Below are 24,715 nucleotides of genomic sequence, written 5' to 3'. Positions count from 1 at the left end.
CCACCCCGCTTCCGCGGGAGGGCAGGGCCTTTCGGCAGCCCGGGGCTGCCGTCAGATGGTGGCCGTGTCGATGACGAAGCGGTACCGGACGTCGCTGGCGACGACGCGTTCGTACGCCTCGTTGATCCGGTCGGCGGAGATCACCTCGATCTCGGCGCCCAGGCCGTGCTCGGCGCAGAAGTCCAGCATCTCCTGGGTCTGCCGGATGCCGCCGATCATCGAGCCGGCCAGGCTGCGCCGGCCCCCGATCAGCGAGAACACGTTCAGCGAGACCGGGTGCTCGGGCGCGCCCACATTGACCAGGGTGCCGTCCACCCGCAGCAGCCCGAGGTAGGCGTCCAGGTCGAGATTGGCCGAGACGGTGTTCACGATCAGGTCGAACGTCCCGGCGAGCTGCTCGAACGTCGACTCGTCGCTGGTGGCGTAGTAGTGCTCGGCGCCGAACCTCTTCGCGTCGTCCTGCTTGCGCAGGCTCTGGCTCAGAACGGTGACCTCGGCGCCCAGAGCGGCGGCGATCTTCACGCCCATGTGACCGAGGCCGCCCATGCCGACGATGGCGACCTTCTTGCCGGGGCCGGCGTTCCAGTGCTTCAGCGGTGAGTAGAGGGTGATCCCGGCGCACAGCAGCGGAGCGGCGACATCGAGCTCGACGCCCTCCGGGATGCGCAGGACGAAGTGCTCGTCCACGACGATGTGGGTGCTGTAGCCGCCGTAGGTGGGCTCGCCGTCCCGGCCGGTGGCGTTGTAGGTGCCGGTGCCGCCGTTCAGGCAGTACTGCTCGTCACCGGCCAGGCAGTTCTCGCACTCCCGGCAGGAGTCGACGAAGCAGCCCACGCCGACCCGGTCACCCACGGCGTACTTGGTGACGCCCGGGCCGACCTCGGTGACGATGCCGGCGATCTCGTGGCCCGGCACCATGGGGAACTTCGCGCCACCCCACTCGTCCCGGGCCTGGTGGATGTCGGAGTGGCAGATGCCGGCGAACTTGATGTCGATCAGCACGTCGTGCTCACGCACGGCGCGTCGGGGAATCGTGGTGCGCTCCAGCGGTGCGTCGGCAGCGGGAGCGGCGTAAGCGGGGACGGTGGTCGTCATCGTGCGTGGATCTCCAGGAAATCGTCGGGATCGGTGAGCACGGGCCGTGGCGCGGCCGGACTCGGTGAGGTCAGGGACGCGGTGAGGTTGGCCAGCAACTGCAGCGCGGTCTCGGAGGGCGAACCTGACTCGGTGGTGTAGACGAAGAGGGTCTGGTCCGTGTCGCCCGGCGGGCTGAGGGCCTCGTACGCGACGGTGATCTCCCCGACCTGGGGGTGCCGGTAGCGCTTGGTTCCGTGCGAGCGGCGGCTCACGTCGTGTGCCGCCCACGCCGTACGGAACTCCTCGCTCTTGACCGCGAGCTCGCCGATCAGCTCGCAGAAGGCCCGGTCCTCGCAGTTGCGCCCAGCGTCGAGACGCAGCACCGCGGCGGTCTCCGCGGCGATCTGCTCCCAGTCCGGGTACAGCTGCCGGGCGGACTCGTCGAGGAAGATGAACCGGGCCAGATTCCGCTCCCGGTGCGGCAGCGCCTCGAAATCGGAGATCAGCGAGCGGGCCAGCCGGTTGCTGGCCAGCACCTGCATCCCGCGGCCGACGATGAAGGCCGGCGTCAGTCCGTCCAGCGTCTCCAGCATCCGGTGCAGCCCCGGCCGGACCCGCTGGGGGCGGGCCGTCGGACGCCGTGCGGCGCGTGGCTGCGGACGGGCGAGCTGTATGAGGTAGATGTGCTCCACCTCGTTGAGCCGCAGCGCGCGGGAGACGGAGTCCAGGACGCTCGCGGAGACGTTGCGGTGCCGCCCCTGCTCCAGCCGCGCGTAGTAGTCGGTGCTGACCCCGGCCAGCCGGGCCAGCTCCTCCCGGCGCAGCCCGGGCACCCGGCGGGCGGATCCATTGACGGCGACCCCCGCGTCCCCAGGGCCCAGCCGGGCCCTGCGGGAACGGAGGAACTCACCCAGTTCGACATTGTGGTCCAGACCCATGACTCAAGTATTGCCGCGCCCGGAGCGCTTTCCGGGGCCCAGGGTAGGTCTGTCAGACCCACCCGGTACGACCTAGGCGGGAGGCGGGAGCGGCGCGGGTGAGGCCGGCCCGGCAGGGAGGTTCCTACGCCTTCAGCGCTGCTTGCCCAGTGTCGAACCCCGGACCACCAGCTCCGGCTGCAGCACGATCTGATGGTGCCGGTGCTCGCCGGCGTGGTCGCCGGTCTCCGCGATGAGCAGCTCGGCGGCGGTCCGGCCCATGCGGTGGGCGGGCTGGCGCACCGAGGTCAGCGGGACCGCGGCCGCCGCCGCGAACTCGATGTCGTCGTAGCCGACGAGCGCGAGCTCCTGCGGCACGGCGACCCCCGCCGCGTACAGCGCCTGCAGCACGCCCAGGGCGAGCAGGTCGTTCGCGCAGAACACCGCGGTGGGGCGGCCGGCCATGCCCAGCAGCCGCGCGCCCGCGTCCCGCCCCGCGGCGACGTCCAGCCGGTCCGTCTCGATGTGGGACAGCGCCTCCGGGGGGAGTCCCGCCGCGGCCAGCGCGTCGAGGGCCCCGGTCCGCCGGTCACGGCACTGGGTCAGATGCATGGGTCCGCTGACGTAGACGAGCCGCCGGTGGCCCTGGTCCAGCAGATGGCCGGCGGCCAGCCGCCCGCCGGCGATGTCGTCGACCGACACCGAGCACGCCGACGCGCTGGGCACGACGCGGTCGACGAAGACGAAGGGGATGTCATGGCGCCGGAACGCGTCGAGGTTGCGCCCCGTGGCGTCGGCGGGGGTGACCAGCACTCCGCGTACGCGGTGCTCGGCGAACAGGCTCAGGTACTCCGCTTCCTCGGTCGCGCTGCCGGCGCTGTTGCAGAGCATGACGCCGAGTCCGGCCTCGCGGGCGGCCCGCTCGGCGCCCGACGCGACGTCGACGAAGAAGGGATTGGCCATGTCCAGGACCAGCAGGGCGATGATGCGGCTGTGGCCGGCGCGCAGCTGGCGGGCCGACTCGCTGCGCACATAGCCGAGTTGGTCTATCACCTCGAGCACCCGGGTGCGGGTCTGCTCGGAGACCATGTCCGGGCGGTTGATCACGTTCGACACGGTGCCGACGGAGACCCCGGCCTGCCGTGCCACGTCCTTGATGCCCATCATGCGCGCCACGAGCTCCGAACCACCGTCTCCCGCGGCTCTCCGCGGCCGCGGTCTCATGCTACGCACATCTTGTGTGATCAGCCTCCGCCGCGGACACCGAGCGACGATGCCCTGACGACCAGCTCCGGCTGGAAGACGATCTTCTGATGCTCGTGTGCGTCGGGGCGCCCGTCCGTCTCCTCGATCAGCAGTTCCGCGGCGGTGCGGCCGATGCGGAACGAGGGCTGGCGCACGGAGCTGAGCGGGACGGCGGCGCCCGCGGCGAACTCGATGTCGTCGTAGCCGACGAGCGCCATGTCGTCCGGCACCCGGATCCCGGCCGCGAACAGGGTCTGCAGCACGCCCAGAGCCAGCAGGTCGTTCGCGCAGAACACGGCGGACGGGCGGTCCGCGGCGGCCAGCAGCCGGGCGCCCGCCGCCCGGCCGGAGGCGACGTCGAACCGCTCCGCCTCGACCACCGTCAGCGTCTCCCGCGCGACCCGCGCCTCGTCGAGGGCGGACAGTGCGCCCTGATGCCGGTCCCGGGACTGGGCCAGGCGCGGGGAACCGCTGACGTAGACGATCCGGCGGTGGCCCGACGCGAGCAGATGCCGTACGGCGAGCCGGCCGCCTGCCACGTCGTCGACCGACACCGAGCACGCCTCGTCACCGGCCCATTCCCGGTCGGCGACGACGAAGGATATGCCGCGGCTCCGCAGCGCCCGCAGATCCTGGCCGGTGCCGTCGGTGGGAGTGACCAGCACACCGCGCACCCGCTGTTCGGCGAACATGCCCAGGTACTCGGCCTCCTGCGCCGGATCGCCCGCACTGGTGCACACCATGACGGCGAGTCCCGCCTCGCGGGCGGCCTGCTGGGCGCCACGGGCCAGCTCGACGAAGAACGGATTGGCCAGGTCCAGCACCAGGAGGGCGAGCATTCTGCTGCGACCGGCCCGCAACTGGCGGGCCGTCTCACTGCGGACGTACCCGAGCCGCTCGATCACCGCGAGCACCCGCCGCCGGGTGGGTTCCGACACTGTGTCCGGCCGGTTGAGGACGTTCGAGACCGTGCCGAGCGAGACCCCCGACTGCTCGGCGACGTCCTTGATGCCGATCGCGCTGCGCTTCACCCGGCTGCCCGGCGCGCGGCCGGGAAGCCGGCCGGGTCCGCCGGCGCCGTCCGCGCGGCGGGAGAGCGAACGTTCCCCGGTCAAGAGACCTCGACCAGTTCCAGGCCCGTGAGGTCGGCCACCGCGCGCAGTTCGGGCACGATGTGACCGGTGGCCAGTGCCCAGTGATGGGCGACGCCCGTGGCGCTCCAGGCGTCGGTCCACTCGCCGGGATCGGTGCCGAAGTCCACCCGGGACGTGGTGTTGCCGATCTTCAGCAGCGGGCCGCCGACCACCTCGCCCTGCGAGGTGACCAGCTTGTAGCGGCCGTCGCGGGTCTGGCCGAGACCGACCAGGGTGACCGGGCCGTGCCGAACGTCGAACTCGACGGACACGCCCCAGCCGCGCTTGCCGTGGAAGACACCCAGGCCGCGCAGGAGCGGCCGGTGCCGGCTGATGCCGAGGTGCGCGGGCCCGTCGTGGCCCATCTCCACCACGCCGTCCCGGAAGTTGAGCGCCTGCAGCTCGGTGAAGGATCCGCCCGCGCCGAGCCGGTCGGCGATCAGCATCGCCAGCGACGTACGCAACTCGTACTCGCCCGCCGCCGGCACACCACGCGCGGTGAGCAGCGACGCGCCGAGGATCATGCCGGCGCCCAGCCGCTCGTGGATCTCCCCGGCCAGACCCCGGTGGTAGTACGCGAGGCTGTCGAGGTCGAAGTCGGTCACCAGCCGGTCGAGTCCGACCGACACCCGGGCCGCCCACTCCACATCGTCCGCGACGACGGAATCGTCGAACGCGAAGGTCTCCCTGGCCTCGGCGAGCTTGTCGGCGACCTCCGCGTCGGTGACGTCGTCCACCCGCACCCGCAGATCGTCGAACTCCAGCACCTCCACATGGCCGCCGAGGTTGCCCGAGACCATGGCCAGGTCGGTCGAGACGTCGTACATGCCCGGGTACAGGTGGCCCATCAGGCCGTGCCGGCCGTTGCGCAGCACCGATCGCACCCCGGCCGCCCGGATCCACCGGCCGATCCGGGCCCAGGCCCGGTCGTCCTCCAGATAGCCGGAGACGGAGCGGAACGGGACGCCGGCCCGCTCGAAGGAGTTGGCCATCTCGGGCAGCGGGCAGGCGCCGCAGTACGCCAGCCACTGACCGGTGTCGAACGTGGCGTGGTCCATCGCCTCGGTCGGCTGCAGATTGATCAGCAGGACCGGAGCGCCCGAGCGCTGGGCCACCGGCGCCAGCATCGTGGCGGTCATGTACGTGGTGAGGAATCCGACGATCAGGTCGCATCCGGCGGCACGCAGCTTCTCCGCGGCCACCGCGCCCTCCTGTGCGTCCGAGATGAACCCGACGTCGACGACATCGGCGTCGAAGTCCTTCATGCGTTCGGTGACGCGTGCGGCGGAGCGGCGCAACTGGGGGAGCAGGTCGGGGAACTGGGGCCAGTAGGCGCCCAGTCCCCCCGCCACGAGACCGATCTTCGGCCTGCGCGCGGTGGCGGGGGTGCGGGTCATGGCGGATGTCTCCGTTCGTGGGGTCGGCCGGGGAGCGGGCCGGCCGGGTCGCCGGCCGTCACATGAGGTGGAATATCTCGGTGAGGGGGCGTATGGCCCGGTCGGGCCGGTCGTCGTCGGGGGCTTCGAAGAACTCGGCCATCTCCGTCTGCCAGCGGGTGTTGACCTCGGTGGCGGCCATCGCGCTCTGCGCCGCGGCGAAGTCCTCGGTCTCCAGATAGCCCACCAGCAGCCCGTCCTCGCGGAGGAAGAGGGAGTAGTTGTGCCAGCCGGTGGCGGACAGCGCGGCGGTCATCTCCGGCCACACGGCTTCGTGCCGGCGGCGGTATGCGTCGATCCGGTCCTGGCGGACCTGAAGCAGGAAGCAGACACGCCGCATGTTCCCGGGCCTTTCGCCGTCGACGGCCGGCCGCGCCGCCGGCGGGCGGCGGGCCGGGATGCGGGTCACGCTCAGAAGTCGAAGCCGTCGATGTTGGACGTGTCGAAGACGGTGGGCTTGCCGAGGATGACCTCACCGTTCTTGCCGACGGTGAAGCTGCCCAGGTCACCGGCCTTGAACGTCTGCCCCTCCGCGCCGGTGATCTGACCGGAGCACAGCGCGGCTGCGGCGTACGCGGCGAGTCGGCCGAGCTTCTTGGGGTCCCACAGGGAGAACTGCGCGACGGTGCCGTCCTTGACGTACTTGCGCATCTGGTTGGGGGTGCCCAGCCCGTTCACCACGACCTTGCCCTTGTAGGACGAGGAGCTGATGTAGCGGGCGGACGCCGCGATGCCGACGGTGGTCGGCGCGATGATGCCCTTCAGATCCGGGTAGGCCTGCAGCAGTCCCTGGGTCTGCTGGAAGGACTTCTGGTCGTCGTCGTCCCCGTAGGCGACCTTCACCAGCTCCATCCCCTTGTACGCCGGCAGCGCCAGCTCCTTCTTCATGAACTCGATCCAGGTGTTCTGGTTCGTGGCGTTCTGGGTGGCGGACAGGATCGCGATCTTCCCCTGCAAGCCGAGCTGCTTGCCGAGGTTCTGCACCAGGCTGCGGCCGATCTGCTCGGAGCTCGCCTGGTTGATGAACAGCTGCCGGCAGTCCTTGGCGGTGTCGGAGTCGTACGCCACGACCTTGATGCCCTTGGTCATCGCCTGCTTGAGCGGACCGCAGACCGCGTTGGGGTCGTTGGCCGCCAGCAGGATCGCGTCCTGCTGCTGCTGGATGAGCGTGTTGATGTAGGAGACCTGCGAGGACGCGCTGGCGTCGGAGGGGCCGACCTCCTTGGCGGTGCTGCCGATCTCCTTCGCCGTCGCGATACCGGAGTTGTCGACGATCGTCTCGTAGGGGTTGTTGATCTGCTTGGGCAGGAAGGCGAGTTTCAGACCCTTCTTGAGCGCGGCAGCGGGGTCGGCGGAGGCCGTCGCGGCCGTGGCCGGGCCCTGGTCGGAGCTGGACTTCTTCGTCGTGCCACCGCAGGCGGTCGCGGTGAGGGCGAGAGCGCAGACGGCGGTCACCGCGGTGAGCGCGCGCACCGGGACGGTGGTGGGGAGGGACATGGCGAAGCCCTTCTTCGGGGAATTCCTCGGGGAGTTCGTCGGGTGACGGTGGTGCGGAGGGGGCGGTGCGCGCCGTCAGACAGCTGCGGCTGCGCGCCGGTGGCGCCGTTCGAGTGCCGCGGCGATCACCCGCGGGGTCAGTACCGAGGCCACCAGCAGGAGTCCGGTGACGATCACCTGGACCTCGTTGGCCACGTCATTGAGGATGAGCAGGTTCTTGAGCAGGCCGATCAGCAGCACTCCGGCGATGGCGCCGCCGAGTGTGCCCTTGCCGCCGTCGAAGTCGACGCCCCCCAGCAGCACGGAGGCGATGACGAGCATCTCGAAGCCCTGGCCGTTGTCGGCACGGGCGCTGCCGTAGCGCAGGGTGAAGACGATGCCCGCGAAGGCCGACAGCAGTCCGGTGAGGACGAACAGCAGCAGCTTGATCCGCTTGACCCGGATGCCGGAGAAGTAGGCGGCCTCCTCCTGGGCGCCGGTGGCGAACAGGGAGCGGCCGAACCCGGTGGCGTGCAGCACCACACCGGTGACGGCCGCCAGGACGATGAACAGGGCGAAGGGGTAGGGCAGGATCCCGAGCACGGTGTTGGTGTCCGACGTCCACCGGGCGTACGTCTCGGGGAAGTCGGTGACCGCGTTGCTGCCCAGCGCCACCGACGCCAGGCCCCGGTAGAGCGTCAGCGTGCCGATGGTGACGGCCAGCGACGGCAGTCCGACCCGGGTGACGAGCCAGCCGTTGAGCAGACCGCCGAGGACGCCGATGGCCAGGACCACCGGAACGATGGTTTCGAACGCCCAGCCCGATTCCCACAGTTTGCCGCTGACCGCGCTGGCCAGCCCCAGCATGGAGGCGACCGACAGATCGATCTCGCCCGCCACCACCAGCAGCGTCATCGGCAGCGCGATGATCGCGACCTCGGCGATGTCGTTGAGGGCGAAGGACAGGTTGCCGGTGGTGGCGAACCCCTCGGTGGTACCGGCTCCGGTGGCGAAGACGGCCACGAGCAGGATGCCGACCGCGACGTCCCAGCGCAGGAACCGGCTCAGGTCAGACTTGGTGGACATGGCGCGCGTTCCTCTTCCTCAGGGCGCTGGTCATGCGCAGGGTCACGATCCGGTCGACGCTGATGGCCGCGAGCAGCAGGGCTCCGGTGATGGCGCTCTGCCAGAAGGAGTCGACCTTCAGGACGACCAGGACGCTGCCGACGGTGGTGAGGAGCAGCGCGCCGAGCGCCGCGCCCCAGACGCTGCCGGTGCCGCCGGTGATGGCGACGCCGCCGACCACCACCGCACTGACCACCGTCAGTTCCCAGCCGTGGGCGTTGTCGGCGACGACGGTGCCGAAGCGGGCCAGCCACAGGGCGCCGGCGAAGCCCGCGACCGCGCCGGAGAAGACGTAGGCGGCCAGGATCCGGCGGCGGATCGGGATGCCCGCGAGCCGGGCGGCCTCCGGGCTGGAGCCGATGGCGTACAGCTCCCGGCCGCTGCGGTAGGACCGCAGGTAGTAGGAGGCGGCGGCGAGTACGGCGACGGCGATCAGCGCCAGGTACGGGACGCCGAGGACGCTGCCGCTGCCCAGGTCGAGGACGGAGGCGGGGACGTCGGCGGCGTTGATCTGCTGACCGTGCGCCCACCAGTAGTCGGTGCCCTGGATGATGTAGAGCATCCCCAGCGTGACCACGAGCGCCGGCACCCGCCCGAAGCTGACCAGCAGTCCGCTGACGAGGCCGCAGAGCGCGCCGACGCCGATGCCGAGCAGCAGGGCCAGAACGGCGTTGCGGTCGGTGCCGGAGACGAACTTCCCGCAGGCGAAGGCGGACAGTCCCACCACCGAGCCGACCGAGAGGTCGATGTTGCGGGTGAGGACCACGACCGACTGGCCGACTGCCAGCAGGATCAGGATCGACGCGTTGAGGAGCAGGTCCTTGATGCCCTGCTCCGACAGGAAGCGGTGGTTGGCCGCCCAGGTGCCGAGGACGAGCAGCACCAGACACCCGGCGATGCTGATCTCCCGGGCCCGGAAGACGGTCTCGGTGAGCGAACGCGCCGTCACCTTGCGCGCGCCGGGCGGCGCCGTGGGCTGTTCCACTGTCGCTGTCATCAGGCTGCCTTCTCTCCGCCGGCGGTCCGGCCGGTGGCCGCGGCCATGACCGATTCCTCGGTGGCCAGTGCGCGCGGGAGTTCCGCGGTGATGCGTCCTTCGTGCATGACCAGCACCCGGTCCGCCATGGCGAGGACCTCCGGCAGGTCGGAGGAGACCATGAGGACGGCGAGTCCTTCCGCGGCGAGCGAGGACAGCAGCCGGTGGACCTCGGCCTTGGTGCCGATGTCGATGCCCCGGGTCGGTTCGTCGACGATCAGTACACCGGGTTCGGTGGCCAGCCACTTGGCCAGCACGACCTTCTGCTGGTTGCCGCCGGAGAGCACGCCGACCGGGTCGGAGAGCCGGTTGTACTTCAACTGGAGCCGCACCGCCCAGTCCGCCGCCCGGCCGCGCTCCAGGGTTCTGCGGACCAGGCCGCCGCGGCCGAGCCGGTCGAGTCCGGTCAGACCGATGTTCCGTTCGATGGACAGCTCCATCACCAGGCCCTGTTGGCGCCGGTCCTCCGGCACCAGGGCGACACCGGCGGCCATCGCGGCCGTGGGCGAGCCGGCCGGCAGCTTGTTCCCGGCCACGTGCACGTCGCCCGCGTCGGCGCGGTCGACGCCGAAGACGGCGCGCACGACCTCGCTGCGGCCGGCGCCCACCAGCCCGGCCAGTGCGACGATCTCGCCGCGGCGGACGTCGAACGAGACATCGGTGAAGACGCCCTCCCGGGTGAGCCGGCGCACGGCCAGGGCCGTTTCGCCGATCCGCGCGGGCTGTTTGGGGTAGAGCTCGTCCAGATCACGGCCGACCATCCGGCGTACCAGGTCGTCCTCGGTCAGGCCGTCGACCGGATCGCTGGAGATCAGCCGGCCGTCCCGCAGGGTGGTGACGCGCTGGCAGAGGGCGAAGATCTCCTCCAGCCGGTGCGAGATGAACAGCACGGCCGTGCCCTGTTCGCGCAGCGTCCGCACCACGCCGAACAGCCGGGCCACTTCGGCTCCGGTCAGGGCCGCGGTGGGTTCGTCCATGATCAGGACCCGGGCGTCGAAGGAGAGCGCCTTGGCGATCTCGACGAGCTGCTGGTCGGCGATGGACAGGCCGCGGCAGAGCTGCCCGGGGTCGAGATCGACCCCCAGCCGTTCGATGAGGGCCTGCGTCGCGTCCCGCACCGACCGGTGGTCGACCCGGCCGAAGGAGCGGCGCGGTTGGCGGCCCATGAAGATGTTCTCGGCGACGGTGAGATCGGGAAAGAGCGTCGGTTCCTGGTAGATGACCGCGATGCCGGCGTCCCGGGCGTCGGAGGGTCCGTGGAAGGTGACGGGCTCGCCGTCCACCAGCACCCGCCCGGCATCGGGACGGTGCACTCCCGCGAGCACTTTGATCAGGGTGGACTTCCCGGCCCCGTTCTCACCGGCGAGCGCGTGCGCCTCCCCGGCGAAGAGGGCCAGGGACACACCCTGCAGAGCCCGGACCGCACCGAAGGACTTGCTGGCGTCCTCCAGCGAGAGTACGGGCCGTTCCGCCGACTTCGGCTGGTCCATGGTGGGGCCTCACATGAAAGGTTTCAACTGAGTTGCACGGACGTTAGGCCAGTGCGACATGACGCGTCAATGCTTTCGTTTCAAGTTTTCCGCTCCGGTGTCCGCAGTCGGTTGAACTCCCGTAACCAGGAGGTTGACACTCCCTCTTCGGGCACCTAGCTTCCCCTCAGTGAAACGATTCATGGCGGGAGCGATGAACATGACCGACCTGTCCACGGTGAAGGCCGCGCTGAAGGCCCAGTCCATCGAGACGCCGTCCTGGGCGTACGGCAACTCCGGCACGCGCTTCAAGGTGTTCGCGCAGGCGGGCGTGCCCCGCACCCCGCAGGAGAAGATCGACGACGCGGCGCGCGTCCACGAATTCACCGCGGCCGCGCCCTCGGTGGCGCTGCACATCCCCTGGGACAGGACCGACGACTACCCGGCGCTGGCGGCCCACGCGGCCGGGCGGGGTGTACGGCTCGGGGTGATCAACTCCAATGTCTTCCAGGACGACGACTACAAACTCGGTTCAGTCACCCACCCCGATCCCAAGATCCGGCGCAAGGCCACCGACCATCTGCTGGAATGCGTCGACATCATGGACGCCACCGGCTCGCGCGATCTGAAACTGTGGTTCTCCGACGGGACGAACTACCCCGGACAGGACGATATCGCCGATCGCCAGGGTCGGCTGGGCGACGCGCTGACCGAGGTCTACGAGCGGCTCGGCGACGACCAGCGGATGCTGTTGGAGTACAAGCTCTTCGAGCCCGCCTTCTACGCCACGGACGTGCCGGACTGGGGCACCGCGTACGCCCACTGCCTCAAGCTCGGCCCCAAGGCGCAGGTCGTCGTCGACACCGGCCACCACGCCCCCGGCACCAACATCGAGTTCATCGTGGCGACGCTGCTGCGGGAGGGGAAGCTCGGCGGCTTCGACTTCAACTCGCGCTTCTACGCCGACGACGACCTGATGGCCGGCGCGGCGGACCCGTTCCAGCTCTTCCGGATCATGTACGAAGTGGTGCGCGGCGGGGGGCTCGCGGCCGAGACCGGAGTGGCCTTCATGCTCGACCAGTGCCACAACATCGAGGCGAAGATCCCGGCGATCATCCGGTCGGTGATGAATGTGCAGGAAGCCACCGCCAAGGCGCTGTTGGTCGACCCCGTCGCACTGCGCGCCGCCCAGCAGGCCGGTGAGGTGCTGGAGGCGAACGCCGTGCTGATGGACGCGTACAACACCGACGTCCGTCCGCTGCTGCGCGAGGTCCGCGAGGAGCAGGGCATCGACCCGGACCCGATCGCCGCCTACAAGCGGTCCGGCTGGGCCGATCACATCGTCGCGGAGCGGGTCGGCGGGACCCAGGCGGGCTGGGGGGCGTGACGCCTCGGACGATTGCCGCCACCGATTCCCGCTTCCGCTCCCATCCGCAAGGGATTCCACGATGACCGCAGAACTGCACCCGCAGGCGGCGGAGCTGCTGGCGCGCAGCCACCGGCTCGGCGCCGATCCCCGCAACACCAACTACGCGGGCGGCAACACGTCCGCCAAGGGCACCGCCACCGACCCGGTGACCGGGCAGGACACCGAGCTGATGTGGGTCAAGGGCTCCGGGGGCGACCTGGGCACCCTGCGGGCGTCGGGGCTCGCCGCGCTGCGGCTCGACCGGCTGCGCGCCCTCGTGGACGTCTATCCGGGCGTCGACCGCGAGGACGAGATGGTGGCCGCCTTCGACTACTGCCTGCATGGCAAGGGCGGGGCGGCGCCCTCCATCGACACCGCGATGCACGCCCTGGTCGGCGCCGAGCACGTCGATCATCTGCACCCGGACTCCGGTATCGCGCTCGCCTGTGCCGCCGACGGCGAGGCGCTGACCAAGGAGTGCTTCGGCGACCGGGTGGCCTGGGTGCCGTGGCGCCGCCCGGGATTCCAACTGGGCCTGGACATCGCCGCCGTCAGGGACGCGAACCCGCAGGCCGTCGGCTGCGTACTCGGCGGCCATGGCATCACCGCCTGGGGTGCGACCTCGCAGGAGTGCGAGCGGAACTCCCTCGACATCATCCGCACCGCCGCCGAGTTCCTCGACCGGCGCGGCAGGAGCACACCGTTCGGACCGGTCCTGCCCGGCTACGAGCCGCTGCCCTCGGCGGAACGCCGGGCCAGAGCGGCCGCACTGGCCCCCGTCCTGCGGTCCGTCGCCTCCGCCGACCGTCCGCAGATCGGCCACTTCAGCGACTCCGAGGCGGTGCTCGACTTCCTCTCGCGCACCGAACACCCGCGGCTGGCCGCGCTCGGCACCTCCTGCCCCGACCACTTCCTGCGCACCAAGGTCCGCCCGCTGGTGCTGGACCTGCCCGGCGACGCGCCGCTCGACGAAGCGGTGCGGCGGCTGCGGCAGCTGCACACCGAGTACCGCGAGGAGTACGCCGCCTACTACGCACGGCACGCGACGCCCGACTCGCCGCCGATGCGCGGCGCTGATCCGGCGATCGTCCTGGTCCCGGGCGTCGGGATGTTCTCCTACGGCAAGGACAAGCAGACCGCGCGCGTCGCGGGGGAGTTCTACCTCAACGCGATCAACGTCATGCGCGGCGCCGAGGCGGTCTCGTCGTACCTGCCGATCGAGGAGTCCGAGAAGTTCCGTATCGAGTACTGGGAACTGGAGGAGGCGAAACTGCGCCGGATGCCCCCGGCGCAGCCGCTCGCGACCCGGATCGCGCTGGTGACCGGCGCCGGTTCCGGCATCGGCAGGGCGATCGCCCACCGGCTCGCCGCCGAGGGAGCCTGCGTGGTCGTGGCGGACATCAACGCGACCAGTGCGGCGGCCGTCGTCGAAGAGCTCGGCGGGGCGGACCGCGCGGTCGCGGTGCCGGCCGACGTCACCTCCGAGGAAGAGATCCGGGCGGCGTTCGACGCGGCGGTCCTCGCCTTCGGCGGAGTGGACCTGGTGGTCAACAACGCGGGTATCTCCATCTCCAAGCCGCTGCTGGAGACCACCGCCGCGGACTGGGACCTGCAGCACGCGATCATGGCCCGCGGATCCTTCCTCGCCTCGCGCGAGGCCGCACGGATCATGATCCAGCAGGGTCTGGGCGGTGACATCGTCTACATCTCCAGCAAGAACGGGGTCTTCGCCGGCCCCAACAACATCGCCTACGGTGCCACCAAGGCCGACCAGGCCCACCAGGTGCGGCTGCTCGCCGCCGAGCTGGGGGAGCACGGCATCCGGGTGAACGGCATCAACCCCGACGGGGTGGTCCAGGGCTCCGGGATCTTCGCGGGCGGCTGGGGCGCCCAGCGCGCCGCAGTGTACGGGGTGAGCGAGGAGAACCTCGGCGCGTTCTACGCCCAGCGCACCCTGCTCAAGCGCGAGGTGCTGCCCGAGCACGTGGCCAACGCCGTCTTCGCGCTGGCCGGCGGGGACCTCAGTCATACGACGGGCCTGCACATCCCCGTCGACGCCGGAGTGGCAGCCGCGTTCCTGCGCTAGCGGGTCCCGGCCGGCGGTGACCCCCGCCGGCCGGCGGGATCCTCCCCGTTCCCATCCCTTCCTGTGAGGCTCTTCATGCCACCGAGCGACCCCCGTGCCTTCGCCGCCGTCGATCTCGGCGCTTCCAGCGGGCGCGTCATCGTCGGCCGGGTGACCGCGCGTTCGGTCGGCCTGGACGAGGTCCACCGCTTCCCCAACCTCCCGGTCCGCGTCGGCGGCACCCTGCATTGGGACGTGCTGGCGCTGTACCGCGGGGTCCTCGACGGTCTGCGGACGGCGGGCCCGGTGACGTCCGTCGGCATCGACACCTGGGCCGTGGACTACGGGCTGCTGGCAGCCGACGGTTCGCTGCTCGGCAACCCCGTCCACTACCGCGACGCCCGGACCGAGGGCGTGCCGGAACGGATCCGGCGGACCGTGCCGCAGGCGGAGCTGTACGCGGCCACGGGTGTGCAGCACGCACCGTTCAACACCCTCTACCAGCTGGCCGCGGCACAGGGGACGCCTCAACTGGACGCCGCCGCGCGGCTGCTGCTGATGCCGGACCTCATGTCGTACTGGCTCACCGGTGTTGCCGGCACGGAGCTGACCAACGCCTCCACCACCCAGCTCCTGGACCCGCGCACCGGCGACTGGGCGTACGCACTGGCCGGGCGGCTCGGGATCGACCTGTCGCTCTTCCCGCCGCTGCGCAGGCCAGGCGACCCGGCCGGCGAGCTGCTGCCGGAGGTCCTGGAGGCTACCGGCCTTGAGCACCCGGTGCCGGTGGTGACGGTCGGCTCGCACGACACCGCGTCGGCGGTCGCCGGGGTGCCGGCGGACACCGAGCGCTTCGCGTACATCTCCTGCGGCACGTGGTCGCTGGCCGGCGTGGAACTGGACGCACCGGTCCTCACCGAGGACTCGCGCGCCGCGAACTTCACCAACGAACTGGGCGTCGACGGCACCGTCCGCTATCTGCGCAACATCATGGGCCTTTGGCTGCTGCAGGAGTGCCTTCGCAGCTGGCTGGCCGCGGGCCTTCCGCACGACCTCGGCCGGCTGCTGGCCCAGGCCGCGCAGGTCCCGCCGCTGCGCTCGGTCGTGGACGCCGCGGACCCGGCATTCCTCGCCCCGGACAGCATGCCGGACCGTATCGCCGAGTCCTGCCGCAGGACCGGGCAGCCGGTACCGCGTGATCAGGCGGAGACGGTGCGCTGCATCCTGGACTCCCTCGCGCTGGCGCACCGCTCGGCGATCGAGGACGCCCAGCGCCTGTCTGGACGGCATGTCGACGTCGTCCACATCGTCGGCGGCGGCGCGCGCAACGAGCTGCTCTGCCAACTGACGGCGGACGCCTGCGGGCTGCCGGTCGTGGCCGGTCCCGCCGAGGCGGCGGCGCTGGGCAACGTCCTGGTGCAGGCGCGGGCCGCGGGAGTGATCGGGGGCGGCCTCGCGGACATCCGGTCCCTGCTGCGGGCCACCCAGCCACTGCGCCGCTACGAGCCGGCCGCCGAGCGCACCCGGTGGAACGAGGCGGCCGCGCGGACGTCCGGTGCGAAGGACACCGTCCGGACGTAGTCGCCCGCCATGCGGGGCGGCCGTCCGGTTGTCACTCGATGATGTGCGGCACGAAGCGCGCGTACTCGTCCGTGACGGGCCCCACCGATTCGCGGATGCCGAGCCCGGCCGCCTCGTCCTCGACCACCCACGCGCCCAGCACGACGCGATTGCCGTCGAAGTCGGGCAGCGGTGCCAGCTCCTGGAAGCAGGACGCCTCGTCGGGTACGGCCGGCGGCGTGCCCGGCTCGTGCAGGGTGACCCCCGCGCCTTCACGGCCCAGCAGCGGCTTCATCACGTACCCCGGGCCGGTCGCGAGCTCACGCGGTCCGTCCAGGTAAGCGGGCAGCAGGTTCGGATGGCCGGGGTTCAGCTCCCACAGGATCGCGAGCAGCGCCTTGTTCGACAGCAGCATCTTCCAGGCCGGTTCGATCCAGCAGGTCGTCCCGGTCCCGCCGCCGTTGTCCAGGGTGTCCAGGACGTGCGGGCCGAAGGCGTCGGCCGCCAGCCACTCCGGAACCACCGGTTTCGGCAGCTCATCGGCGGCAGCCGGGCATCCGGGCCGCGGCAGTTGATCCGGTGGACGCCGCTGGCCTGCGCATTCATGGATCGCGATCCGGGCGAGATCGGGCAACGTCCGATCCGGAACGGGGCGGCGCACGGCTCCGCCGCGACGGTATAACTCATGGACGGGCCCATTCGGGCCCCGGATGCCCGAACGGGCGGAGAAGGGCGGGTGGCGGTGTTGAGGTCGGAAGAGAGGCATCACCGGCTGCTGGCTCTGGCGCGCCAGGCGGGCCGCGTCGAGGTCGCTGTCGCGGCCGCCGACTTCAGGGTCGCCCCGGAGACCATCCGGCGGGACCTGAGCGCGCTGGAGCGCAGGGGACTGGTCCGCCGCACCCATGGCGGTGCCTACCCCGTCGAGAGCGCGGGTTTCGAGACCAATCTGGCCCAGCGCGTCACGCTGCACGTCGAGAGCAAACGGCGGATCGCCGCGGAAGGCGTCAAGCTCCTCGACGGCGCAGAAACGATCTTTGTGGACGAGGGCTACACACCGCAGATCCTCGCCGCACTGCTGCCCACCGACCAGCCCCTGACCGTGGTGACCGCATCGCTGTCGACGGCCGCGGCGGTCGCCGAGTCGGACAACACCACCGTCCTCCTCCTCGGCGGCCGGGTCCGCGCCCGGACGCTCGCCACCGTGGGCTCCTGGGCCTGCGCCATGCTCTCGGGCTTCGTCATCGACCTGGCGTTCATGGGCTCGAACGGGATCTCCCGGGAGTTCGGGCTCACAACGCCCGACCCCGTCGTCGCGGACGTCAAGGCCAAGGCGATCGAGGTCTCCCGCAGACGGATCTTCCTGGGGCACCACGGCAAGTTCGGGGCGAGCAGCTTCTGCCGGTTCGCGGAGGTCGCCGACTTCGAGGCCATCGTCACCGACACCGGACTGTCCAGCGCGGAAGCGCACCGCTACACCCTCCTGGGGCCTCAGGTCATCCGCGTCTGACCCGACGGCCCTTCCACCCCCTCGATCCGCGGCCCCCGGCCGCGGGCAGCTGTGGCGTGGGCGAAATCAGCTGACACCCGGTCCCACCCGGCCGGATCACCAACGAAGGGATCCAGCGTGACGACAAGACCGAAGAACACGCCGCGCACCGTCGCGACGGTCGCCGTGGTCCTCTGCACCAGCCTGCTCGCCGCCTGTTCGGGCGCCGGCGGCGGGGGCGGCGGTTCCCAGGCGCACTCCATCAACGTGCTGATGGTCAACAACCCGCAGATGGTTGATCTGCAGAAGCTGACCGCGGACAACTTCACCAAGTCCACCGGCATCAAGGTCAATTTCACCGTGCTGCCGGAGAACGACGTCCGGGACAAGATCAGTCAGGACTTCGCCAGCCAGGCCGGACAGTACGACGTGGCGACCATCAGCAACTACGAGACCCCGATCTACGCCAAGAACGGCTGGCTGTCACCGCTGACCGCCCAGTCCAAGGCCGACACCGCCTTCGAGCAGAGCGACATCCTGCCCAGCATCCAGGAGTCCCTGACCTCGGGCGGACAGATCTACGCCGAGCCGTTCTACGGCGAGTCGTCGTTCCTGATGTACCGCAAGGACGTCTTCGCCGCCAAGAACCTGACGATGCCCGCCAACCCGACCTGGACCCAGGTCGCGGACCTGGCGGCGAAGGCCGACGGGGCGCAGCCCGGCATGAAGGGCATCTGCCTGCGTGGCCAGCCCGGATGGGGTGAGCTGATCGCGCCGTTGACCACGCTCGTGAACACCATGGGCGGCACCTGGTTCGACAAGGACTGGAAGGCCCAGGTCAACAGTCCGGAGTTCACCAAGGCGACGAAGTTCTATGTCGACCTGGTGCGTGCGCACGGTGAGGCGGGCGCCCCGCAGGCCGGCTTCACCGAGTGCCTGAACAACATGGAGCAGGGCAAGGTCGCCATGTGGTACGACGCCACCTCGGCCGCCGGCCTGCTGGACGGCACGGGCTCACCGGTCGCCGGGAAGATGGGTTACGTGCCCGCGCCGGTCGACCGGACGAAGAGCTCGGGCTGGCTCTACACCTGGGCCTGGGGTCTGCAGAAGGCCAGCAAGCACCAGGACGACGCATGGAAGTTCATCTCCTGGGCGTCGGGCAAGAACTACGAGAACCTCGTCGGCACCAAGCTGGGCTGGTCCAAGGTCCCGGCCGGCAAGCGCACCTCGACCTACACCAACGCCCAGTACCTCACCGCCGCATCGGCGTTCGCGGCGGCCACCAAGACCGCGCTGACCAACGCCGACCCCCTGAACCCCGGTGTACAGCCACGACCCGCCCCCGGCATCCAGTTCGTCGGCATCCCCGAGTTCACCGATCTCGGAACCCAGGTATCCCAGGAGATCAGCTCCGCCATCGCCGGCCGGAGCAGCGTCGAGAGCGCCCTGAGGACCAGCCAGTCCCGGGCCGAGACGGTCGCCGCCAAACACGCCGGCCAGTGACCGGGCTCCGCACCCGCGGAACCGCCCGCCGACCCACCCTCGCCGACCCACTCCCGACCCGCCGCCCTCCGCGGGTCGGGAGGCCACCCGCGCGAAGCGGAGAGACACCATGACCGTCCCCCTGACCGCAAAACGCCCGCGACTCCTGCGCCAGGGAGTGCGGGAGTCGTCGACCCGTCCCGCCAACCGGCCGCGTGGCGCCTGGGCCCGCCGGGCACCGCTGCTCCCGGCGCTGGTCTTCCTGATCGTGGTCACCCAGCTGCCGTTCCTGGGCACCCTGGGCATCTCGTTCATGCGCTGGAACGCCCTCGACCCCGACAACCGGGGCTTCGGCGGCCTGGCCAACTACCGGACCGCACTGACCGATCCGACGCTGCGCTCGTCCATCACCACCACCGTGATCCTGACGGCCTCGGTGGTCCTGGTGAGCCTGCTGTTCGGCCTGGGGCTGGCCCTGCTGCTCGACCGGCAGTTCCGCGGTCGCGGCATCGTCCGCACGATGCTCATCACCCCCTTCCTCGTAGTGCCGGTGGGTTCCGCCCTGCTGTGGAAGCACGCCCTGTACAACGCCTCCTACGGGCTGATCAACGGCACTCTGACCTGGATCTGGAGCCTGTTCGGCAGCTCCGACGCCCCGCAGTTCGACTGGCTGTCCACCAACCCCCTGATAGCCGTCGAAGCCTCACTGGCCTGGCAGTGGACACCGTTCATGATGCTGATCCTGCTCGCCGGCCTGCAGAGCCGACCGCTGGACATCGTCGAGGCCGCCCGCGTCGACGGCGCCGGCACGTGGCAGGTCTTCCGCTATCTGACCTTCCCCCACCTGCGCCGCTACCTGGAACTGGCCTCGCTGCTCGGCAGCATCTACGTCGTCCAGAACTTCGACGCGGTCTTCACCCTCACCTCCGGCGGCCTGGGCACCGCCAACCTGCCCTACTCCGTCTACCAGACCTTCTACCAGGCCCATGACTACGGCCTGGCGTCCGCGCAGGGCGTCATCGTCGTCGCCTGCTCGATCCTCATCGCCACCTTCGCCCTGCGCACCGTCTCGTCCCTGTTCCGAGAGGAGACGTCATGACGAGCACCTCGACCACCGCCCCGGCCGGCCGGCCGAGCCGCCGCACCGGCCCGTTCCGCCATCGAGGCAGCATCTGGGGTCTGCTGGCCTGGGTCTGCGGTCTGCTGTTCTTCCTGCCGTTCGGCTGGATGCTGCTCACCTCGCTGCACAGCGAACCGGCCGCCGCGACCAACCCGCCCAACATCGGCGCGGGCCTCACCCTCCAGGGCTTCCGCGAGTTCTTCGGCGAGAGCACGGGGGTCAGCCCCTGGCCCCCGCTGATCAACTCGCTGACGGCGAGCATCGCCTCCACCGTCCTGGTGCTGGTCCTGGCCGTGCCCGCCGCCTATGCGCTGTCCATCAAGCCGGTCCGCAAGTGGACCGACGTGATGTTCTTCTTCCTGTCCACCAAGATGCTCCCCACGGTGGCCGGGCTGCTGCCCGTGTACCTCATCGCCCAGCACGCCGGCATGCTCGACAACATCTGGCTGCTGGTCATCCTCTACACCTCGATGAACCTGCCGATCGCGGTATGGATGATGCGCTCCTTCCTCGCGGAAGTCCCCAAGGAGATCCTGGAAGCGGCCTCCATCGACGGAGCGGGGCTGCTGACCATCCTCCTGCGGATCGTGGCCCCGGTCGCCGCGCCCGGTATCGCGGCCACCGCGCTGATCTCCTTCATCTTCAGCTGGAACGAGCTGCTGTTCGCCCGGGTGCTGACCGGTGTCGTGGCGGGGACCGCACCGGTCTTCCTCACCGGGTTCGTCACCAGCCAGGGCCTGTTCCTGGCGAAGGTGTGCGCCGCCGCCGTCTGCGTCTCCCTGCCCGTACTCATCGCCGGCTTCGCCGCCCAGGACAAACTCGTCCAGGGCCTGTCCCTTGGAGCAGTCAAGTGAAAGCAGCCGTCATCAGCGCCCCCGGCGTCGTCGCGATCGAGAACGTCGAGGATCCGTCCCCCGGCCCCCGGGACGTGGTGGTCCGCGTCGCCGCCGTCGGCCTGTGCGGCACCGATCTGCACATCCTGCAGGGCGAGTTCGCACCCACCCTGCCGATCACCCCCGGGCATGAGTTCGCCGGAGAGATCGTCGCCGTCGGCAGCCAGGTCCACGAGGTGGCGCTCGGCGACCAGGTCGCCGTCGACCCTTCCCTGTACTGCCACGAATGCCACTACTGCCGTATCGGGCGCAACAACCTCTGCGAACGGTGGGCCGCGATCGGCGTCACCAACCCCGGAGGCGCGGCCGAGTACGCCCTCGCCCCCGTCGCCAACTGCGTGAAACTGCCCGAGCACATCCGCACCGAGGACGCCGCGCTGATCGAACCCCTCTCCTGCGCCGTCCGCGGCTACGACATCCTCCGCAGCCAACTGGCCACCAACGTCCTGATCTACGGATCCGGCACCATGGGCCTGATGATGATGGAGCTCGCCAAGCGCACCGGCGCCGCCACCGTCGACATCGTCGACATCAACCCCGACCGGCTGGAAACCGCCCGGACCCTGGGCTGCACCCATGCCGTCACCTCCGCCGACGAGATCGAGCGACCCCGCGGCTGGGACGTCGTCATCGACGCCACCGGAAACGCCAAGGCCATCCAGGAAGCCATCGGCCGCGTCGGCAAGGGCGGTACGTACCTCCAGTTCGGCGTGGCGGACTACGCGGCGCGCGCCACGATCGAGCCGTACCGGATCTACAACCAGGAGATCACCATCACCGGCTCCATGGCGGTCCTCCACAGCTATGAACGCGCTGCCCGGCTGTTCGCCGCCGGTGTCCTCGACCCGCAGGTCTTCATCAGCGACCGGCTGCCGCTGACCGACTACGCCGCGGCCCTCCAGCAGTTCCGGGACGGCAAGGGCCGGAAGATCCTGGTCACTCCCTGACCAGGACGTCGTTCCGACCGCCCCCAGACGAACCCTCTTCCCCGGAGCTGTCCATGCCACCGCCCCTGCCGACGCCGGAAACTCCGGCATCCGAAACGCCGACGCTCGTCATCGGCGAGGCACTCACCGACATCCTCACCGGCCCGGACGGGTCGCGGCGCTGCCGTCCGGGCGGCAGCCCGGCGAACGTGGCGCTGGGCCTGGCCCGGCTCGGCCACCCGGTCCGGCTCGCCACCCGGATCGGCCGCGATCCCTTCGGCCAGGTGCTGCGGACCCATCTGGGCCGAAGCGGGGTGGTGCTCACGGACGGGTCCGTCCTCGATGTCCCGACGTCGACGGCCGCCGCCCGTCTCGATGCGGCCGGGGCGGCCGAGTACACCTTCGACATCTCGTGGGAGCTGCCTCCCAAGGCCCTGGAGACCGCCCGCTCCGGTACGGCGGGCCACCTGCACACCGGATCGATCGCCACGGCGCTCGCGCCAGGTGCCGATCAGGTGCTCGCCGCCGTCGAGGCCGCACGGGACACGTCCACCGTCTCGTACGACCCGAACCTTAGGCCCGCACTGCTCGGAAAGCCCGACGACGAGCGTCCTCGGGTCGAGCACCTGGTCTCGGTCAGTGATGTGGTGAAGGCCAGTCAGGAAGATCTGGCCTGGCTCTACCCCGGGCAGGACATCCACGAAGTGGCCCTCCGCTGGTCGCGAAGCGGACCCTCACTCGTGGTCCTCACCTTCGGCGCAGGCGGCTCACAGGTCTGGTGGCGACAGGGCCGGTACGCACTGCCGGCGCCGTCGGTCGAGGTCGTCGACACCGTGGGAGCCGGCGACGCCTTCATGTCGGGACTCCTTAGCGGCCTGCTCCGGGCCGGGCTGCTCGGCGCGGGAGGAACGGCCGGGCAGCCCGACGCATCCGCGCCGCGGACGCGACTCCGCACCGCGACCTCCACCACCGACCCGTACCAGGACGTCCTCCGAGCCCTCCGCCTGGCCACCCGCTCGGCCGCTCTGACCTGCACCAGGGAGGGCGCCGACCCGCCGACCCAGGCTGACATGCCATGACGTGACGTGGGTCGTTCCCGGAGCCCTGCGCCGCTCCCGTCGTGTCGTCAGGCGCCGAAGAACTCGGCCAGCACCGGGGCGAGCGCGTCCGGGGCCACGTCGTGCGTCTGGCCGTCGAGCGTCCGGTGCCCGGCGGTCGGGAGGGCGTCCGCGGTGGCCTTCGCCGCCTGCTGCAGGCCCTCCGGGCTGGCGCCACCGGCGAGGACCAGCGCGGGAATGACGATCGTCGATGCCAGGGCGCGCGGCACGTGGCCGTCGCCGAGCACCTCGTCGTCGTAGGCGAGCGTCGGCGCGATCGCCTCCAACGGGGCCCACCCCGGCTGCGACCGCATACCGTCCACGGCCTGCGCGGGCATACCGACGTGCGTCATGAACAGCGCCACGGCGTCGCCCTTGCGCCCGGCGTCGAGCAACTCGTGGAGCTGCTCGGTGTACCTCTTGATCCGGGTGCCGTCTTCGCTCTCAGCCATGAACGGGGGTTCGTAGAGCGCCATCCTGGCGATCCCGGAGCCGGCCGCCGCAGCCGCCAGAGTGAGCGCCGCACCGGAGGAGATTCCGTAGACGTACGCCCGGCCACCGGCCCGCGCGATGACGGCCTGCAGGTCCTCGATCTCGCGGGCGACCGCGTACGGGGTGGTGTCCGAGCTGTCGCCCCGGCCACGACGGTCGTACGTGTGGACGGTGAAGCTCTCCCGCAGCAGCGCGGCGAGCGGCCGCATCGGCCCCGCGGCGCGGTGGCACATGGCGCCGTCGACGAGGACGAGCGCCGGCCCGCTGCCGGTGTGCTCATAGGCGATCTCGGTGCCGTCGGCTGATGTGAGTACAGACATGACGTGCTCCTTACTCCTGCTGTCCCTGCTCGGGGTCGAGACCGGCCAGGTAGACGTCGAGGCGGTCGAGGCTGGTGCTGAAACCGGCTCTCGCCTCTGCACTGAGGTACGCGGCCGGCACGTTGGTCTGATGGGTCACCACCTCGGTGCGCCCGTCCTTCAGATCGACGAAGGAGATCGTGGTGCGCATGCCGCCCTCGACATCCGCCTCGATCCACACCAGGCGCTCGGGCCGGCGGACCTCGACGAAGACCGCCCGCATGGTGTGCGTGCTGCCGTCGGTATCGCTGACGATGGTGGTCTCGAAGACCCCGCCCGGCCGCGGATCGATGACGATGTTGCCGACCGGGGTGGTCGTACCGGTCGGCCCCCAGAAGTGAGTGAGGTGCTCCGGCATGGTCATGCAGTCGAACAGCAACTCGGGCGACGCCCGGTGCACGCGCCGATACGTGAGCTCACCTGTCGCGGTCATTGTGGCGTCCCTTCGTCGTCGCGCCGCTGGGTCCGAAGCGCCGCCAGATGCTCGTCGAGACGATCATGACGGTCGGCCCAGACCTGCCGGTGCCGTGTGATCCAGTCGGCGGCCGTGTCGAGGCGCACCGTCTCCAGAGCGCACGGCCGTGACTGCGCGCTGCGGGTCCGTGAGATGAGCCGGGCGCGCTCGAGCACTCTCAGGTGCTTCGAGACCGCCTGCTGCGTCATCGCGAACGGCTCGGCGAGCTCGTTCACCGTCGCGTCGCCGCGTGCCAGCTGCTCCAGGATCGCGCGCCTGGTGGGATCGGCCAGCGCCGAGAACACCAGGCTCAATTCGTCTTCGACGACTGCCATACCTCGACCGTACCCACAACCAGCTATTTTCACAACCGATAGGTTGTGAAGTGCAGGCGGGGGTGGTACCGGGGTACTACCGTCCGTTTGTGGATCAGTCCGGGGTACCACGGTTCCGGGGTCC

At 70.5% G+C, this 24,715-nt stretch carries 22 protein-coding genes and 1 pseudogene; 9 read left to right on the top strand and 14 right to left on the bottom strand.

Going from position 1 to position 24,715, the window contains the following annotated elements:
• Positions 1-51: 51 nt before the first annotated feature.
• The 10 genes from C8250_RS04730 to C8250_RS04685 all read right to left on the bottom strand — a co-directional run bounded on the left by C8250_RS04730 (position 52) and on the right by C8250_RS04685 (position 10,935).
• Positions 52-1,095 carry an NAD(P)-dependent alcohol dehydrogenase gene (locus C8250_RS04730; RefSeq protein ID WP_138351443.1) on the bottom strand — a complete coding sequence of 348 codons (1,044 nt, stop codon included), beginning with the start codon at positions 1,093-1,095 and terminating at the stop codon, positions 52-54.
• On the bottom strand, positions 1,092-2,015 hold the full coding sequence (locus C8250_RS04725; RefSeq protein ID WP_198357885.1) for a helix-turn-helix transcriptional regulator: 924 nt from the start codon (positions 2,013-2,015) through the stop codon (positions 1,092-1,094). Before C8250_RS04725 ends, C8250_RS04730 begins: the two co-directional genes overlap by 4 nt.
• A 132-nt stretch (positions 2,016-2,147) precedes the next feature.
• Positions 2,148-3,161 carry a LacI family DNA-binding transcriptional regulator gene (locus C8250_RS04720; protein WP_138351609.1) on the bottom strand — a complete coding sequence of 338 codons (1,014 nt, stop codon included), beginning with the start codon at positions 3,159-3,161 and terminating at the stop codon, positions 2,148-2,150.
• 77 nt (positions 3,162-3,238) lie between these two features.
• A complete protein-coding gene (locus tag C8250_RS04715) occupies positions 3,239-4,270 on the bottom strand; it encodes a LacI family DNA-binding transcriptional regulator (RefSeq protein WP_138351610.1) in 1,032 nt (343 codons plus the stop codon).
• Between the two features lie 80 nt (positions 4,271-4,350).
• A complete protein-coding gene (locus C8250_RS04710; RefSeq protein WP_138351444.1) occupies positions 4,351-5,769 on the bottom strand; it encodes an L-fucose/L-arabinose isomerase family protein in 1,419 nt (472 codons plus the stop codon).
• A gap of 58 nt (positions 5,770-5,827) precedes the next feature.
• Entirely contained in the window at positions 5,828-6,148 is a 321-nt protein-coding gene (locus tag C8250_RS04705) for an L-rhamnose mutarotase (protein WP_138351611.1), read from the bottom strand.
• Between the two features lie 71 nt (positions 6,149-6,219).
• Positions 6,220-7,305, bottom strand: coding sequence for a rhamnose ABC transporter substrate-binding protein (rhaS, locus tag C8250_RS04700; protein ID WP_138351445.1), 1,086 nt, complete (start codon positions 7,303-7,305; stop codon positions 6,220-6,222).
• A gap of 75 nt (positions 7,306-7,380) precedes the next feature.
• Positions 7,381-8,370, bottom strand: coding sequence for an ABC transporter permease (locus tag C8250_RS04695; RefSeq protein ID WP_138351446.1), 990 nt, complete (start codon positions 8,368-8,370; stop codon positions 7,381-7,383).
• Positions 8,354-9,406 (bottom strand): ABC transporter permease, encoded by a 1,053-nt coding sequence (locus C8250_RS04690; RefSeq protein ID WP_138351447.1) that lies wholly within the window; start codon positions 9,404-9,406, stop codon positions 8,354-8,356. Before C8250_RS04690 ends, C8250_RS04695 begins: the two co-directional genes overlap by 17 nt.
• Positions 9,406-10,935 carry a sugar ABC transporter ATP-binding protein gene (locus C8250_RS04685; protein WP_138351448.1) on the bottom strand — a complete coding sequence of 510 codons (1,530 nt, stop codon included), beginning with the start codon at positions 10,933-10,935 and terminating at the stop codon, positions 9,406-9,408. The genes C8250_RS04690 and C8250_RS04685 overlap by 1 nt, the downstream gene beginning before the upstream one ends.
• A 199-nt stretch (positions 10,936-11,134) precedes the next feature.
• On the opposite strand from C8250_RS04685, the gene rhaI reads away from it, so the two are divergent.
• From rhaI to C8250_RS04670, 3 genes are all read left to right on the top strand, one after another.
• Positions 11,135-12,301, top strand: a complete 1,167-nt coding sequence (gene rhaI / locus C8250_RS04680) for an L-rhamnose isomerase (protein ID WP_138351449.1) — start codon at positions 11,135-11,137, stop codon at positions 12,299-12,301.
• Between the two features lie 61 nt (positions 12,302-12,362).
• The gene (locus tag C8250_RS04675; RefSeq protein WP_138351450.1) at positions 12,363-14,408 is read left to right on the top strand and encodes a bifunctional aldolase/short-chain dehydrogenase; all 2,046 of its coding nucleotides are present in this window, start codon (positions 12,363-12,365) and stop codon (positions 14,406-14,408) included.
• 75 nt (positions 14,409-14,483) lie between these two features.
• Positions 14,484-15,968: a rhamnulokinase family protein gene (locus C8250_RS04670; protein ID WP_138351451.1), complete on the top strand. Its 1,485-nt coding sequence runs from the start codon at positions 14,484-14,486 to the stop codon at positions 15,966-15,968.
• Positions 15,969-15,999: 31 nt separating this feature from the next.
• On the opposite strand, the pseudogene C8250_RS04665 reads toward C8250_RS04670, so the two are convergent.
• Positions 16,000-16,556, bottom strand: a pseudogene (locus tag C8250_RS04665) (glutathionylspermidine synthase family protein); the annotation flags it as partial.
• Between the two features lie 136 nt (positions 16,557-16,692).
• On the opposite strand from C8250_RS04665, the gene C8250_RS04660 reads away from it, so the two are divergent.
• The 6 genes from C8250_RS04660 (at position 16,693) to C8250_RS04635 (ending at position 22,933) form a co-directional block, all read left to right on the top strand.
• Positions 16,693-17,454, top strand: coding sequence for a DeoR/GlpR family DNA-binding transcription regulator (locus tag C8250_RS04660; protein WP_187145247.1), 762 nt, complete (start codon positions 16,693-16,695; stop codon positions 17,452-17,454).
• A gap of 117 nt (positions 17,455-17,571) precedes the next feature.
• Positions 17,572-18,936, top strand: coding sequence for a sugar ABC transporter substrate-binding protein (locus C8250_RS04655; protein ID WP_138351452.1), 1,365 nt, complete (start codon positions 17,572-17,574; stop codon positions 18,934-18,936).
• Between the two features lie 109 nt (positions 18,937-19,045).
• Entirely contained in the window at positions 19,046-20,014 is a 969-nt protein-coding gene (locus C8250_RS04650; RefSeq protein WP_138351453.1) for a sugar ABC transporter permease, read from the top strand.
• Positions 20,011-20,889, top strand: coding sequence for a carbohydrate ABC transporter permease (locus C8250_RS04645; RefSeq protein WP_138351454.1), 879 nt, complete (start codon positions 20,011-20,013; stop codon positions 20,887-20,889). Before C8250_RS04650 ends, C8250_RS04645 begins: the two co-directional genes overlap by 4 nt.
• Positions 20,886-21,875 carry a zinc-dependent alcohol dehydrogenase family protein gene (locus C8250_RS04640; RefSeq protein WP_138351455.1) on the top strand — a complete coding sequence of 330 codons (990 nt, stop codon included), beginning with the start codon at positions 20,886-20,888 and terminating at the stop codon, positions 21,873-21,875. The genes C8250_RS04645 and C8250_RS04640 overlap by 4 nt, the downstream gene beginning before the upstream one ends.
• Positions 21,876-21,928: 53 nt before the next feature.
• The gene (locus C8250_RS04635) at positions 21,929-22,933 is read left to right on the top strand and encodes a carbohydrate kinase (RefSeq protein ID WP_138351456.1); all 1,005 of its coding nucleotides are present in this window, start codon (positions 21,929-21,931) and stop codon (positions 22,931-22,933) included.
• 47 nt (positions 22,934-22,980) lie between these two features.
• On the opposite strand, the gene C8250_RS04630 is transcribed toward C8250_RS04635, so the two are convergent.
• The 3 genes from C8250_RS04630 to C8250_RS04620 are packed head-to-tail and all read right to left on the bottom strand — an operon-like array spanning position 22,981 to position 24,591.
• Entirely contained in the window at positions 22,981-23,763 is a 783-nt protein-coding gene (locus C8250_RS04630) for an alpha/beta hydrolase (RefSeq protein ID WP_138351457.1), read from the bottom strand.
• A gap of 10 nt (positions 23,764-23,773) precedes the next feature.
• Complete coding sequence (locus tag C8250_RS04625; RefSeq protein WP_138351458.1) at positions 23,774-24,235, bottom strand: SRPBCC domain-containing protein; 462 nt, start codon at positions 24,233-24,235, stop codon at positions 23,774-23,776.
• Positions 24,232-24,591: a metalloregulator ArsR/SmtB family transcription factor gene (locus C8250_RS04620; RefSeq protein WP_138351459.1), complete on the bottom strand. Its 360-nt coding sequence runs from the start codon at positions 24,589-24,591 to the stop codon at positions 24,232-24,234. Before C8250_RS04620 ends, C8250_RS04625 begins: the two co-directional genes overlap by 4 nt.
• Between the last annotated feature and the right edge of the window lie 124 nt (positions 24,592-24,715).

Origin of the sequence: Streptomyces sp. So13.3 (assembly GCF_005860785.2) — a bacterium.
Taxonomy (GTDB): domain Bacteria; phylum Actinomycetota; class Actinomycetes; order Streptomycetales; family Streptomycetaceae; genus Actinacidiphila; species Actinacidiphila fildesensis.
Note: the sequence above shows the minus strand (reverse complement) of the source record. Positions and strands in the feature narration are given on the sequence as shown.